Consider the following 14264-nt stretch of genomic DNA (forward strand, 5'->3'; position numbering starts at 1 on the left):
CATTGCATGGTCCTTCGATGTTGCGACGTTGAGCTCGGTCAGAATCCGCTTCCCGACAGGAACTCTTTGCGGATCGTGCGGATGATGATCATGATGTCCATGCGCAGCGACCACCTCTCGATATAAACGAGATCGTAATCGATCCGCGAAACTGCAGGACCGAACTCGGCCGTGCTTCCCCTGCAGCCGCTGACCTGTGCGAGCCCGGTAATGCCCGGCCGCGCCGTATGCCGCTGAAAATAGTAAGGCACGAGGTGTTCGTAGGGCAGATCTGCGGCCAGCATTCCCGGCACGTGCGGCCGCGGCCCAACCAGCGACATATCGCCCTTGATCACGTTGATCAGTTGCGGAATTTCGTCGAGGCTGGTCTTGCGCAGAATTCGCCCCACAGGCGTTACGCGCGCGTCGCCCTGAACCGTCTGCGTTACGCCGCGCACATCACCCGCATCCGCGCGCATGGTGCGGAACTTGTAGATCTTGAAGCGGCGGTTGCGATACCCGTACCGATATTGAAAGAACAGCACCGGGCCCGGTGACGTCAGCTTTATCGCAACTGCGATGACGATCAGGACCGGCGCGAAGAACAGTAGTGCGCCGCTTGCCGCAGCAATATCGAACGCACGCTTTGCAATCGACGAGGATGGCTCATTTCGCGCCCTTCGGCGCGACCGCCGGCGGGCTCGATACGCGCCATGCGTACCGCCGCCGGCAAACTCGACAGGACGGACTGATATCTCAGTTCGCTCTCTTCGAATCGGCGCAACGTTGCTCCGATCGAAGTTGGCTGTCACGATGGAGGCCATGACTCTCCTCTCTCTGCGGAAACTGGACTGTGAATCGAGCGCGTGGAGTTACTCGACAGCGAGTGGGACGATTTCGCAGCAGCGAACGCCCGCACTTCGCGGTCGCTAAGACTTTCCAGAATCTTGAGCGAAGTTTGGCGCAAATGCGAAAGCGGTGCCGCACGCCGCGGAACTGAATCGTTAATGAGATTTGTGCGACGCGATATTTCGATTTGTTCGGAGATGCTTAGACTCGATTTGCCCGGTTAATGAGCTGCGCGTGACTCGCGGCTGCCATGCATAATCGAAAAGTGCGGAACAAATTCCATTGTTCGATTCTCGATGAATGTAGCGTCGCTGCACGGGCAACAAATACCTGTCTCGTCGTTGTTTTGATCGAGTTTGTTAATCGAACGCCAAGCGATCCGCTTGCAGCCTGACGACTGGTAGCGATTAAGGCGCACGGAGCTGCTGCGGTGGTCGCAACATTTGGAAAGAAGCAGAGACGGCAGCGATTCGCGAGCCGTCCACCTTGCGGAACGCTTCCAGGGAGGCGCACATGATGGCCGAACGTCTGCACAGCCGTGCGCTGGTGCCGGTGCGGCACAGCACATTATCGCCCGACCGCAGGCTGAGGAACCGCATCATCATCGCGAACGCGGTTGCGTGGATTGCGATCGTGATCCTGATCTGCCTGCTCTTTTTCTAGTCTATTACTTGTGGCTGCGTCTCGGCGTATGGTGTCATGGATTGACCGCCACGCGGTTCCATGATCGACATCGCGCACCATGCACCGAACGTCTGCGGGAGCTTCACGCTCCGTTAACGCTTCAACGCCAGCCGATACACGCATCTATGCGGTCGGCGACATCCACGGCTGTGCCGATCTGCTGAGCGAGATCATCGCACGCATCGACGAGGACATAAGGCGGAGGCCGATCGCGCACACAATCGAAGTCTATCTCGGCGATTATGTAGATCGCGGACCGCACTCCAGGACGGTGATCGACCTGCTCACGATCCGACTCGTTGCCAATCACGCCGTGTGTCTACGCGGCAACCACGAAGCGGTGATGGAAGGGTTCCTTCAGGATCCGGCCATCCTGCAATATTGGCTGCAACTAGGCGGCATGCAGACGCTTGCATCGTATGGCGTTGAACTACATGACGAAACCGCCACGGCGAGCGAGGTGCATCGCCGCTTTCTCGACGCGTTTCCGCGTGCACACGAACTGTTCATGCAGTGCTTGCGCAATCAGTTCAGGTGTGGCGATTTCCTGTTCGTGCACGCCGGCATTCGTCCGGATGTCCCGATCGATCATCAGGATCCCAACGACCTGATTTGGATTCGCGATGCGTTCCTCGACTCTACACTAGATCACGAACAATTCATCGTGCACGGTCACACGCCAGTGCCGCATCCGGATATCAGGCACAATCGAATCAACATCGATACTGCCGCGTGGCGCACGGGAACGTTGACCTGCATTGCGATCGAAGGATCGGCGATCCTCTTCCTGTGACTCGCATGCAATGTTTCGTTAACGCATGCGCGCAGATTGGGCACATGGAACTTCGTCATCACATTCTTTCGCCGTTTTTGCTTCCATATGATCCGCGGCTGTTACGTGCATTCATGGAGATGCAGCTATGCAGCAACGGTCGTCCAGCGCCGGCCCGACGCTTCCCTCTCTTCTCTTCGTCCTTGTAATCGCCGGCACCAGTGCCGGATTTTCGATTCGTGCTTCAGCACAAACACCACCATCCGCATCGTCTGCGGAGCGTTACGTTCTCGGTCCGAACGATCGAATCAGGCTGAAGGTCTACGGCGAACCTGACATCACCGGCGAGTATGAAATCGACAATGGCGGTCAAGTTTCGATTCCGCTCGCCGGTCACATCAGGGCTGCGGGCGCCACGACGCGGCAGCTTGAAAAAGCGATAGCATCCGCGCTTGCAAAAGGAATCGTGCGCGATCCGCGCGTCAACGTCGAGATCGCGCAGTATCGCCCGTACTACATTCTCGGCGAAGTGAAGAAGAGCGGCGAATATCCATACCGCAATGGGTTGACGGTCATGGACGCGATCGCAAGCGCCGGCGGCTTCACGTACCGTGCCAACGAAAACAAGGTCTTTCTCCGTCGTGCAGGTGCCGGCGCAGAAGAGACCCACCCTCTCGATGCTCCCGTTCCGGTCTATCCCGGCGACAACATTAGGGTTCCGGAGCGCTACTTCTAGCGTTTCGGAATTGCGGATGAGGTGATGCCGCTCATGAGCGGATGACGGCGCATGTTGCGCTGTTGTCACAGTTCGCATTTTGCACATGCGAAATATTTTGCGACGCGAGGAAAACTTTTTCCGGCAAGGCGCGTTGCAAGCGAGCGCATCACTTCAATCTCACAACTCAAAAACCTTGCGCCCGCGTACCGAGTAGAGGCCTGCCGTTCTTATGCGCAGTCGACGATCATTATTTGAGCGATGGGCCTCGCCCGATAAGTGTTCGCCGCCTTCGCGTTCCCGCAAGGGATGGGTGATGGGATTCGAATCTGCATCGCTGAATGCGTCTGAGGGAAGCGGAGAGCGATCGCGCTCCATCGGCGTGCCCGGCCGATGCCGCTTCGCCCTGTTGCCCGCTCCGGCGGCAGCCATCCTGCTCGGTCTCGGATCGTCCGCGAACGCACAAGCCATTCCGTGGACCAGCGGAGAGTTCGCTTCACCCTGGAACGCGCAGAAGATCTTTGAACCGTCATCGCTGCCGGACAGGACCGATCCGGACAATCGCGAAGAGATACCACCCGAGGACATGCCGGTGAAAAAGCGACAACAGCCCGGTTATGAACCCGTCGGCATTCGCTCCGGCTCCTGGATGTTCAACCCGTCGCTGACCGCCGGTACCTTTTACGACAGCAACGTCTTTGCGTCGAACACCGCGCCGCGCTCCGATATCGCGGCAGTGATCGAGCCGACGCTGCGCGCGCATTCGCTATGGGGGCGGCATGGCGTCGACCTGAAGCTGAATGCACAGTCGACGGCCTACAGCCAGTATTCGAGCCTGAACCAGACCAATGCCAGCCTGAAGGGTAATGGCTGGTTGGACATTACGAAGGACACGATGCTGCTGGGCAGCTTTCAGATCGCACATCTGAACGAAGGCGTCGGCACGCTCACTTCCCCCGCCAACGCCATATCTCCGACGCCATACAATCTGATGTCCGGCGACGTCACGCTGCGGAAAGAATTCAACCGGCTGACGACATCAGTCGGCTTCCGTACCGATTCCTACGACTACGGATCGACGCGCGCGCAGGACGGCACCGTCATCAACCAGGACGCCCGCGACGGACAGATCTACGCGCTGCACAGCCGGATCGACTATGCGATCTCTTCGACCCTCGGCTGGTTCGGCGGCGTGGAAGGCAATCAGCGCGACATCAGGGGGACGCCAGGCCACACGTTGGACTCGCAGGGGTATCGCGCGCTGTCCGGCATCACGATCGGCTTCAGCAATCTGGTGACCGGCGAGTTCGGCGCCGGTTATGTCCAGCAGCGCTTCGACGATCCGTCGATCGGCAACATCGAAGGCCCCTCCTACCGCGCGCGGCTGACATGGCGGCCGACGCGCCTGCTCGACGTGCATTTCAATGCCGAGCAGCTCGTGACACAGACCACCGACACCAGCGCCACCGGCGTGCTCGCGAATGCGGTTCAACTCGGCGTCGACTATGAACTGCGGCGCAACGTGATCGTATCGCTCGCGGGCGGTTACGAGAACGACCGGTTCTTCGGCCAGGTCCGCAAGGACAACGTGCTGACATCAGACACGCGGGTCAAATATCTCGTCAACCGCTTCGGCGCCGTTTCCGCCTACTACCGCTACACCAAGCGCGACAGCGACATTCCCGTCTTCAGCTTCGACAAACACCTGGTAGGAATGAATGTTACAGCGCAATTCTGACCTGCCCTATGTCGTCCCCGACGAACCTCCGGTTCGCCCTGCGGAAAGCTGGCAGTATCCGACCGTCGATCTGCGCGAGATGGGCCGCATCCTGCGCCGGCGCTACAAGCTGGTGGTATTGCCGGTCGCCGTCCTGCTCGGGTTGGCGCTGACCTATCTGACGCTCACGACTACTCTATATACGGCGACGTCGACCGTGCTGGTCGATCCGCGCCGCGCCAATGTCGTCGAGACCAACCAGTCCGTGCTGTCGAATTTCGGCACCGACGATGCAACGATCGAAAGCCAGACGCTGCTGATTCAGTCGGTTGCGATCCTGGTGCGCGTCGTCGGCAAGCTGAAGCTGACCGAGGATGCGGAATTCAAACCCAAACCCGGCCTGCTTGATCCGATCAGACGGCTGTTCAGCATGTTCAGCGGCAGCGGGCCAAGCGACGGTGCAAGCGCCGAAGACGCCGCCAGGGCGCGATCGGTCGAGATCCTTCAGAGACGGATGAAAGTAACAAGGCAGGGTACCACCTTCCTCGTCGACATCGCCGTCAATTCGGAATCGCCGCAGAAGGCCGCAACCATCGCAAATGCGGTTGCGGACGCCTATTTCGACGAACAGGTCCGCGCCAAACACGACGCCACGCGTATTGCCGCGAACTGGCTCAACGGCCAGATCGACGAGTTGAAGTCGCGAGTCGTTGCGTCCGAGAAAGCGGTCGAGGATTATCGTTCGGCCAACAACCTGATGGTCTCGCAGGGCGTAACCCTCAACGACCAGCAGCTCACCGACCTCAACAACAAGCTGATCGCCGCGCGCGTGCAAACGGCGGAGGCGCGGGCAAAGTACGAGCAGGTCCAGGACATCGCGAAATCAGGCGGCGATCCCGGCGGCATCAACGCGGCCATTTCCTCGGAAATGATCACCAAACTGCGCACGCAATATGCCGACATCGCCAAGAACGAAGCGGATCTGTCCAGCAAATACGGCGCGCGTCATCCCCTCGTCGCCAATGTGCGGGCGCAGCGGCGCGACACCCAGAAGCTGATCAACGACGAAATCCGGCGGATACTGGAGAGCACGAAGCACGACTATGACGTCGCGCGTTCCCGCGAGGTGTCGCTGCAGCAGAATCTGGACCAGCTCCAGGGCGTGTCCACGTCCTCCGGCCAGGCGCAGGTACGTTTACGTGAACTGCAGCGCGAGGCCGAAGCCAGCCGTACACTCTACGAATCCTATCTGGCGCGCTCCAAGGAAACCACCGCGCAAGAGAGCCTGGAGATGCCGGATTCCCGGATCGTGACCAAGGCCAGCATCCCGATCAGGCCGTCGTCACCCAAGACGATGCTGATCCTGGGGCTTGCCCTGATGCTCGGGCTCGGGGCGGGCAGCGTGCTGGCCTTCCTCACCGACTATCTTGACGGCCGCGTCAAGACACTCGAACAGGCCGAATCCATTGCGGGTGTCCCGGCCCTTGCCGCGGTTCCGTTGATCGGCACGCGCGAGCTGGCCCGTCTCGCGCGGCGCGGACGCAGCGAACTGGACAGCTACGATCCGAAGACCACGAAACTGCTGCCGCCAGCGTTGCAGCCGCCCTTGACGCGTTACGCGATCGACGAGCCTGGCACGTTCTTCGCGGAGGCCATCCGCGCGGTCCGCCTGTCGCTGCAACGGACGATGCGGTCGCAGCCGGTGAAGGTCGTGCAGGTCACCTCGGCACTCGACAGCGAGGGCAAAACCACGCTTGCCATCAACCTGGCGCAGTCGCTGGCGACCCTTGGCATCCGAACGCTGCTCATCGATGGGGACCTCCGCAATCCACAAGTGACCCGCTCCCTGTGTCCGCGCGCCGACGCCGGACTGCTGGAAGTCGCGATCGGACACGTCGCCCCGGAACGCGCCGTCCTCGTGGATCAAAGCACCGGGCTCTCTGTGTTGCCGTCGACCAGGATCAAGCAGGTCGAGTTCATCACCGAACTGATGTTCTCCGACCGGATCGTCGACGTGCTCGATTATTTCCGCCACCGCTACGAATTGATCGTGATCGACTCGCCGCCGCTCGTGCCCCTGGTCGATGGCCGCGCGCTCGCCGAACTGGCTGATCGCATCATCCTGGCGCTCGCGTGGGACCAGACCCCCCGCGAAGTGCTGTCCCATGCCATGGACCTGCTGTCCCCCGTCGGTGACCGGATCATGGGAACGGTGCTGACCCGCGTCGATCTCAGCCGCCTGCAATTCTATGACTATTACCGCAGTTCGGCCTACCTGAAGCCATACGGCACCGCGGGCCTGCATGCCGGAGCGGCGCGGTGAGAGCGCGCGGACCGCTGAATGGATCGTCCGGTGTCGCACGGGTGCATCCTCGCCACCCTGCTTCACCGGCGGTGCGGGCAGCTTCCCCTGGCGGCGGGCGCGTCGCGAATGCCGACGCGTTCATCGAACGGATCGCGACCGGCTTGATGCTGCTGGCCGTCATGGCGACATTCACGCTTTCGTCCTCCGTGCTGACCAACTGGAAGATCCACTATTTGACGGCGGGCGGAAATTTTTACGAAAAGCTGCACCCGGCGACCTATTTCACGTTGCTGGCATTCTCCCTGCTGCTGATGCGCAGCCGCGGACCGGTCGGCGAAATCAACCGGATGTTTTCCGAATCGAAGCTGCTGCTGGCCTATCTGCTCTGCTGGCTGTTTCTGCTGGTCCAGGTGATCGTGCTCGGACGCCCGTTCACAGTCATCATCGACACGTTTCTGCTGCCGATCCTGATCGCGATGGTGATGTGGCAGTTGTCGCCGGTGCAAAGGCGCCCGCTGGCCTGGGCCATTCACCTCACGATCCTGCTGAACGTCGTACTCGGATATTATGAATATTTCTCCGGCCACCGGCTGATCCCGCTGACGCTCGGCGACGTCGTGGTGATGGGCGAATGGCGCTCCGCGGCACTGCTGGGTCACCCGCTCACGGCATCCGGTATCGTCGGCGGCTACGTGTTGGCGCTGGCGCTTCGTCCGGCGATTTGTCCGCCGATCCTGCTGCGGCTGCCCTTGATCGCGTTCTGCCTGGGATCACTGATGGCGTTCGGCGGCCGAACGGCGCTGGTCACGGTACTGGGGGTCCTCGGGTTGATCGGAGCCTTCGAGGCGGTGCGCCTGATACAGGGAAAGCGAACGCAGCTTCCCGCAGCCATTCTGGCCATCTGCGTCTCGTTTGCCACCGGCGCCATCGTCTTCGCCGCGCTCGACCTCGGCATTTTCGACAAGATGCTGCTGCGCTTCTCCTCCGATAAGGGCAGCGCGCTCGCGCGCTTCGCCACGTTCGACCTGCTCTCGCATTTCGATTGGAACGAACTGATCCTCGGCCCCAACCCGGTCCGGGTGAATGCGCTGCAGTCGCAGCTCGGCCTCAACTACGGCATCGAGAACTTCTGGATTGCCGCCATCGTCCAGTTCGGCCTCATCCATACCGTCGTTCTGACGATCGGACTGATCTGCTTCTTCGTCGAATTGCTGCGCCGTTCGAGCCCTGCGGCATGGGCCATCGTGCTGCTGATGATCGTCATCGCCGCGAGTTCAGTAAGCTTCTCGTCGAAGAACATTCAGCTCGCGCAATTCGTGATCCTCATTTCGGTCATGCTGCCGCGCGAGCAGCGGCGCATCGCCGCATCGGCGCAAGTCCGCGCGCCTGTCACCTACCGGTCCGTTCCGGCATAACTTCAGGAATCCCTTTCGTATGCCCATCTACGTCGACAACACCCACCTCGGACGCCACGTCACCGGTCTCGAACGCATCACCCTGGAGCTGTTCTCCGCCGCGGCGCTTGCGCCGCTCGATGTCGTGCCGGTGACGGCGACGGGTCTTCGCCAGATGCTGACGACGCAGACCCTGGGCCTGCCGATGCGGCTCGCCGCGTCGTCCTCGATCCTGCTCTGTCCCGGCTTTCCGCCCAGTCCGCTGCTCCGGCCGTTCGCATCGCGGGTGCTACCCTATATCCACGATGATTTCCTGATCACGCGGCGCTCCGAGCTCAACATGCGGGCGCGTCTCTATATGGCCGGCCCCTTCAGGCTCGCGCTGCGCCACTATCCGCGCTTTCTGGCCAACTCCGGCGATACCAGGCGCAAACTTGCCGCGCATTGCCGGTCGGACGCCGAAGTGACGCTCTATCGTCCCGCGGTGCGCAATGTGTTCGGCCTCGACCCCGGACCGCGCGGCGAACGGAGCGCGCGGCCCCAACCGCTGCGGCTGATCGCGCTGGGCACGGTCGAGCCGCGCAAGAATTTTACAGCGGCGGCGAAAATCCTCGACGCTCTGCGCATGCAGGGATTTCCCGACGCTACGCTGGATATCGTCGGAAGGCCGGGATGGGGTAACGACTGGCAAGCCCTCGAGAAGCAGCCGGGCGTCACGCTGCACGGATATCAGTCCGCCGACCGCCTCAATCAATTGCTCGACGCCGCCGACCTGTTCATCTGCACCTCCCATGACGAAGGCCTGGGATTGCCGCTGCTGGAAGCGCAGTACGCCGGCCTGCCGATCATCGCCCCCGATGCCTCCATCTTTCGCGAGGTGCTCGGCGAGTCCGGTATCTACATCGATACCGCCGATCCTGCTGCGGCGGCCGCGCGGATCGCGGCTGCGCTCTCGACCGAGGATTGGCGCGCCCGATACGTGGCGCAGGCAATACGAAATCTGGCGCGCTGGAACGATCTGGCCCGCGGCGACCGCGAGAACGTCATCATCCTGATCGCCCGCCTTGCTCACCTCCAGGGAAACGCTACTTCGGAGTGCCGCCGCCTTGCATGACACCAGCGCCACAAGGCACCAAGATGGATTACGGATCATCGCGGCCGGCGCCGTGGTGATCCTTCACTATTCCGACTACTTCAAGGACTTGCCCATCGGCCGTTTCATGGTCGCGCACACCTGGCATTTCAATCTGTTCGTGGACCTGTTCTTTGTGGTCTCCGGCTTTGTCATCGCCCGTCAATATTTCGGCCGCGTCGACGATGTCGCATCAATCGGCCGCTTCCTCTGGCGTCGCCTCGCCCGCATCTATCCGCTACATCTCGCTACACTCGCCTTCTATGTGGCGCTTGCCGGCGCACTCCATTTCGGCGCCGCCCGAACGGACAACCCGGCCCGTTATCCGCTTTCCGATCTGCCCGCGCAATTCCTGCTGCTTCACGCGTTCATTGGCGACCGCTTGACGTTCAACTTCCCGAGTTGGTCGCTCTCGGCGGAGATGTTTTGTTATCTGCTTTTCCCGCTGGTCGCCCTGATCGCGCAACGTCGCAAGGAGGTGCTCATTGCGCTCGTGGTCCTTGCCGCGCTCGCCAATTCGCTTTGGGCATCGGCTGCCGGAACGGAGCCGTGGGCCGACTGGATCAACCAAGGCGGCGCCTTCAGGGCGCTGCCTGCCTTCAACCTCGGTATGGCCTGCTATCTGTTTCGCGACCGGATCGCGCGTTGGCCCGCGATGCCGGGCGCGCTGGCGGCGTCGCTAGCGGCGTTTATCGTACTCGGTTCCCTGCTGCCGACGATGACCGCGCTGCTTGCGATCTACGCCATCGCGATGCTTGCGATTCAGGTGGACTGCGCCGGGCGTGAGACGCTGCTGTCGCGGCTCGGCTTCGATCGCTGGTCGGCGCTGACCTATTCGTGTTACATGTTGCATATTCCGGTTGCGACCGTCGTCATCACCCTTGGATCGCGCCTGATTCCCTTGTCGGAGCATGAACGACTGATTCTGGCGCCGGTGGCGATCATCGTTCTTGCATTTGCGAGCGTCGTCTCGCTGCGCACGTTCGAAACGCCGCTGCGGCGATATCTGACCGAGGCTTACGACCGCCGCGCCCTCAAACATGTGCCGTCTCCAGCGATCTCGCGGCAGGAGAGCACATGATGACGATCGTCGAACGCGTATCAGCAAACCCGCCATCTTTGAGCGTCTCGCGCGCAACGGCCCAGAGCCGCGATAGCGTCGTCGACACCATGCGCGGCATCGCCATTATGATGGTGATCGGAATCCATTCGCTGCCACAGCCGCTCGACGCCATCTGGGCAAGATCACTCGATGCAGCGCTACGGCCCTGCGTGCCGGTGTTCCTGTTCGCCTCCGGATATCTCACGGCGCTTTCCGGCCGGGTTCCGCTGGCAAAGCGGTTAAGGGCAGCCGTGGTCCCTTACGCGATCGCGTTCGCCGCCGCCTACATCTACATGGCGCTGCATAATCCGGCGATGGACCATCGCATCGGCACGACGTTCGCCCGGTTCGGGCTGGGATATGTGCTCGTCTACTATTACGTCTTCGTCTATGTCTGCTGCACGCTCGGTCTGTGGCTCGTCTTTGCGGCCGGCGGGGACGGACAAACCGCTTCAAGGCAACGGATCACCACTCTTCTGCTGCTCACGATCGGCTGCGGTTTGCTTGCCGGCAGTTATTTGGATCCCGCCATGTCGAGGCTCGGAGCGTCGGAAGCGCTGCTCGACGAGATCCGCCTGCGCGACATTCCGTTCTGGTTCTCGTTTGCCGCACTTGGCGCGCTGACTGCGATGTTCAGAGACCTGCTCGAACAGGATATGCGCCGCGCGCTCCTTGGCGCCATGCTGGCCGCCTACTTGTTCTATGCCGCCGTGCGCATTCTCGGCCTCGGCGACGCCGCCACTTACGATTCGACCGCCTTCTTCCTCTATGCGGCCCTGTTCTGCGTTTCGCTGTTCGCCATCCAGCCGAAATCCCTGCTACTCGGGTGGATCGGCTCGGGCAGCTACTTCATCTATCTCTGGCACATATTCATCGTGATGGCGCTGCGCGATCATACCGCGCTACGCCAACTCGGCGGCGTCGCGAGCTTTGCCGTTTCCTGCGTCTTGACGGCCCTCATCTCTACCGCGGCGCTGCTCGCCGTACGGCAACTCGCCTCGCCCCGAATCTGCCGCTGGCTGGGGGCTTGAGCGATGCTCCTCAAGCACACTCTGCTCTATCTGCCCGCGCAATTCGTCGGACCGCTGTTCCAGCTTCTGGCGATGATCGTATGGACGCATGTCGTCGACGAGCACACGCTTGGCGTCATCACGCTGATTACGGCCACGCACGAATTGCTGCAGATCGGCTTTCTCGCCTGGTGGTCGCAATTTGCGTTGCGTTTCCTCGGACGGTACCAGGACGTCAATGACGCGCCGCGCTTCTATCGCACCGAAAACGTGGTCTTGCTGGCGTCCCTCGCGTTGCAAAGCGCGGCCGTCGTCGGAATTCTGCATCTGGTCATCGCGCCCGGCGCCGGAACGGGCCTTCTGCTGGTGGCAATCGCCTATGTGATAACCCGGTCGCTCAACCTCTATATCGGTGAACGCGCCCGCGCGCGGCAGCAGATCCGGGTCTACACGATCCAGCAGGTGTTCGGGCCATCCATCGGATTTGTCGTGGGCCTGGTGTTGATCAAACTGCTTGGCCAGTCCCCGGATTGGCCACTTGCGGGTTACGCGGCCGCGCAACTGACGGCCGCGCTCATCGTCCTGCCCTGGATCGGCTGGGGTCACCGCTTGTGGCCGATCGACCGGGAGATCGTGGTCCACGCCCTGCGCTACGGCATTCCGCTGATTGTCGGCGGCGCGCTCGGCTGGGTCGGGCTCAACGCATCGCGCTTCATCGTCAACGAAATGTCCGGAGTGGCCGCCGCCGGTCTGTTCGCCGTCGGCTATGGCCTCGGCCAGCGGGCCGCGGCGGTCGCGGCCATGCTGGTGACGGCAGCAGCGTTCCCGCTGGCGGTGAAAAGCATGGAGCAGCACGGCGACCAGGCCGGGATGCGCCAGCTCGCCAACAACAGCGCTCTCCTTGTGGCAATCCTGGCGCCAAGCCTCGCCGGCATCATCATACTGAGAAACGAGATCGTGCATCTCCTGATCGCAGCGCCGTTCCAAACGGTGACGCTCGCCATCCTGCCGCTTTCCACGCTCGCCGGCGCAATCCGCAACCTGCGTGCCCATTTCGGCGACCAGGTCTTTCTCCTGCAAAACCGCACGCGCTGGATGATGGCCATTGCCGCAATCGACGCGTCGATGACCGTGGTGTTGAGCGCCTTGTTCCTGCCGCGATGGGGACTGCCCGGCGTCGCCGGCGCCACGGTGCTGGCGGCACTGGCCGCCGCCACCGTGAGTTTCTCGATCGGGTTCACACGATTTGGCCTGCGCCTTCCGGTCGGCCATCTCGTGCGCATCGTATTGGCCACCATCGCCATGGCGGGCGTGCTGCGGATATTTCCGGAGGCCCGAACGATTCCGATTCTTGGAGCCCACATTGCGGCAGGCGCTGCCACCTATTTCGCAGCGCTTGCCCTGCTCTATGCACCGTCGCTGGTGCGGATGCTTCGGCCGCGCCCACAGCATTCAGGTGCGTGAGCGCATTCGACGATCGGCGCCTACGAGTTCCTGGCATTCTCGAACGCGCGCGCCATCGCGAACCAAAGCGGCTTCTTCTGCATCGACGAATCGAACGGAAGCGGCCGAGGCAGCCGTCGCGCGAGCGGATCCTTCTTCTTTGCCGCGTCGGTATAGAACGAGTAGTTATCGGCAAGTTCCCACGCGATCACCATTTTGACGGCCGGCACCCGTAGCGCGTTGGTCAGAAACTTCTCCGCCGTCTCGGCGATCATGGCATCGCGCGCTGCGATGTCGTCCGGAAACGTGTCGTCGCGCACGTCGAATTCGGTCAGATAGATATCGACGCCACGTCCGGCTAGCGCGTGAAGGAATTCGGCAAACCGTCCGGGATCGTGCGGGTAGCGAGGCTGCAGGTGACTCTGCAATCCAACGGCATGCAGCGGCACGCCGGCATGCTTCAGTTCGTCGACCAGTTGCAGCAGGCCGCGACGAACGGCGAGGCCGACATCGTCGTCGCGCTCGCTCTGCGCCTCGTTGAGAACCAGTTTTGTCTTTCGGTCGATCCTCGCCACGCGCTCGAAGGCGCGACGCACATAGCCGGTACCGAATGTGTCGTACCACGGACCGAGCCGGTAGCCGCCGGGCGCCTTGTGCCCGGGCCAGAACGGCTCGTTGACGACATCCCATGAATGCAGCTTGCCTACATAGCGGGCAGCCACTTCGTCGACATAGGAATCGAAGAACCTCTCACGCTCGGCACCGCTCATGCTCTTGATCCATTGCGGAACCCATTCGTTCCAGATCAGGCAGTGACCGCGCATCGGAATGTTGTGGCTCGCACAAAATTGCAGCAGACGATCTGCACTCTCGAAACGCTTCGGCCCCGGTTGCGGCGCGATGGTTCCCATTTTCATTGCAATGTCCGTCGTAACGATGCGCACCTGCGTCTGGTACAGCTCGCGATACGCAAGGTCCTTGTCGATCACCGGGCCTGCAGCCGCGCCGAACACGATTCCGTTACGAGCTGCGATGACGCCGAGACTCTGCGCAGGCTGCGCGGCGAATGCTTCCTTCCCGCACGAAGCGACGCTTGCTCCTGCGATGAGAGCAAGCGCATCTCGCCTCGACCACTGCTGCATAGCTGATCTCCATCATGTGA

Annotated in this window: 12 protein-coding genes; 10 read left to right on the forward strand and 2 right to left on the reverse strand. The window is 61.7% G+C overall.

Annotated elements, in window-relative coordinates:
* Positions 1-38 precede the first annotated feature (38 nt).
* The gene (locus LMTR3_RS03850; RefSeq protein WP_065743767.1) at positions 39-803 is read right to left on the reverse strand and encodes a sugar transferase; all 765 of its coding nucleotides are present in this window, start codon (positions 801-803) and stop codon (positions 39-41) included.
* A gap of 538 nt (positions 804-1341) precedes the next feature.
* Between LMTR3_RS03850 and LMTR3_RS38325 the strand changes: the two genes are divergently transcribed.
* The 10 genes from LMTR3_RS38325 to LMTR3_RS03895 all read left to right on the forward strand — a co-directional run bounded on the left by LMTR3_RS38325 (position 1342) and on the right by LMTR3_RS03895 (position 13123).
* On the forward strand, positions 1342-1491 hold the full coding sequence (locus tag LMTR3_RS38325; RefSeq protein WP_176721815.1) for a hypothetical protein: 150 nt from the start codon (positions 1342-1344) through the stop codon (positions 1489-1491).
* Positions 1492-1570: 79 nt separating this feature from the next.
* Entirely contained in the window at positions 1571-2305 is a 735-nt protein-coding gene (locus LMTR3_RS03855; RefSeq protein WP_065743768.1) for a metallophosphoesterase family protein, read from the forward strand.
* 127 nt (positions 2306-2432) lie between these two features.
* Positions 2433-3020, forward strand: a complete 588-nt coding sequence (locus tag LMTR3_RS03860; RefSeq protein ID WP_065743769.1) for a polysaccharide biosynthesis/export family protein — start codon at positions 2433-2435, stop codon at positions 3018-3020.
* A 295-nt stretch (positions 3021-3315) separates the two neighbouring features.
* Entirely contained in the window at positions 3316-4737 is a 1422-nt protein-coding gene (locus LMTR3_RS03865) for an outer membrane beta-barrel protein (protein ID WP_065743770.1), read from the forward strand.
* Positions 4718-7039 (forward strand): AAA family ATPase, encoded by a 2322-nt coding sequence (locus LMTR3_RS03870; RefSeq protein WP_065743771.1) that lies wholly within the window; start codon positions 4718-4720, stop codon positions 7037-7039. The genes LMTR3_RS03865 and LMTR3_RS03870 overlap by 20 nt, the downstream gene beginning before the upstream one ends.
* Positions 7036-8436 (forward strand): VpsF family polysaccharide biosynthesis protein, encoded by a 1401-nt coding sequence (locus LMTR3_RS38330; RefSeq protein ID WP_176721816.1) that lies wholly within the window; start codon positions 7036-7038, stop codon positions 8434-8436. Before LMTR3_RS03870 ends, LMTR3_RS38330 begins: the two co-directional genes overlap by 4 nt.
* A gap of 19 nt (positions 8437-8455) precedes the next feature.
* A complete protein-coding gene (locus LMTR3_RS03880; protein WP_065743773.1) occupies positions 8456-9529 on the forward strand; it encodes a glycosyltransferase in 1074 nt (357 codons plus the stop codon).
* Positions 9522-10628, forward strand: coding sequence for an acyltransferase family protein (locus tag LMTR3_RS03885; protein WP_065743774.1), 1107 nt, complete (start codon positions 9522-9524; stop codon positions 10626-10628). Before LMTR3_RS03880 ends, LMTR3_RS03885 begins: the two co-directional genes overlap by 8 nt.
* The gene (locus LMTR3_RS03890; protein WP_245319733.1) at positions 10625-11680 is read left to right on the forward strand and encodes an acyltransferase family protein; all 1056 of its coding nucleotides are present in this window, start codon (positions 10625-10627) and stop codon (positions 11678-11680) included. Before LMTR3_RS03885 ends, LMTR3_RS03890 begins: the two co-directional genes overlap by 4 nt.
* A gap of 3 nt (positions 11681-11683) precedes the next feature.
* Positions 11684-13123, forward strand: coding sequence for a lipopolysaccharide biosynthesis protein (locus tag LMTR3_RS03895; RefSeq protein ID WP_065743775.1), 1440 nt, complete (start codon positions 11684-11686; stop codon positions 13121-13123).
* Positions 13124-13143: 20 nt separating this feature from the next.
* Here LMTR3_RS03895 and LMTR3_RS03900 read toward each other — a convergent pair whose 3' ends face one another.
* The gene (locus LMTR3_RS03900; RefSeq protein ID WP_065743776.1) at positions 13144-14244 is read right to left on the reverse strand and encodes an endo-1,4-beta-xylanase; all 1101 of its coding nucleotides are present in this window, start codon (positions 14242-14244) and stop codon (positions 13144-13146) included.
* Between the last annotated feature and the right edge of the window lie 20 nt (positions 14245-14264).

The organism is Bradyrhizobium sp. LMTR 3 (assembly GCF_001693485.1).
Lineage (GTDB): Bacteria > Pseudomonadota > Alphaproteobacteria > Rhizobiales > Xanthobacteraceae > Bradyrhizobium.

Coding starts and splice junctions, on each gene's coding strand:
- LMTR3_RS03860 (WP_065743769.1), top strand. CDS start 2,433: ATGCAGCAACGGTCGTCCAGCGCCGGCCCGACGCTTCCCTCTCTTCTC.
- LMTR3_RS03890 (WP_245319733.1), top strand. CDS start 10,625: ATGATGACGATCGTCGAACGCGTATCAGCAAACCCGCCATCTTTGAGC.
- LMTR3_RS03900 (WP_065743776.1), bottom strand. CDS start 14,244: ATGCAGCAGTGGTCGAGGCGAGATGCGCTTGCTCTCATCGCAGGAGCA.
- LMTR3_RS03870 (WP_065743771.1), top strand. CDS start 4,718: ATGTTACAGCGCAATTCTGACCTGCCCTATGTCGTCCCCGACGAACCT.
- LMTR3_RS03895 (WP_065743775.1), top strand. CDS start 11,684: ATGCTCCTCAAGCACACTCTGCTCTATCTGCCCGCGCAATTCGTCGGA.
- LMTR3_RS03850 (WP_065743767.1), bottom strand. CDS start 803: ATGGCCTCCATCGTGACAGCCAACTTCGATCGGAGCAACGTTGCGCCG.
- LMTR3_RS03855 (WP_065743768.1), top strand. CDS start 1,571: ATGCACCGAACGTCTGCGGGAGCTTCACGCTCCGTTAACGCTTCAACG.
- LMTR3_RS03865 (WP_065743770.1), top strand. CDS start 3,316: ATGGGATTCGAATCTGCATCGCTGAATGCGTCTGAGGGAAGCGGAGAG.
- LMTR3_RS38325 (WP_176721815.1), top strand. CDS start 1,342: ATGATGGCCGAACGTCTGCACAGCCGTGCGCTGGTGCCGGTGCGGCAC.
- LMTR3_RS03880 (WP_065743773.1), top strand. CDS start 8,456: ATGCCCATCTACGTCGACAACACCCACCTCGGACGCCACGTCACCGGT.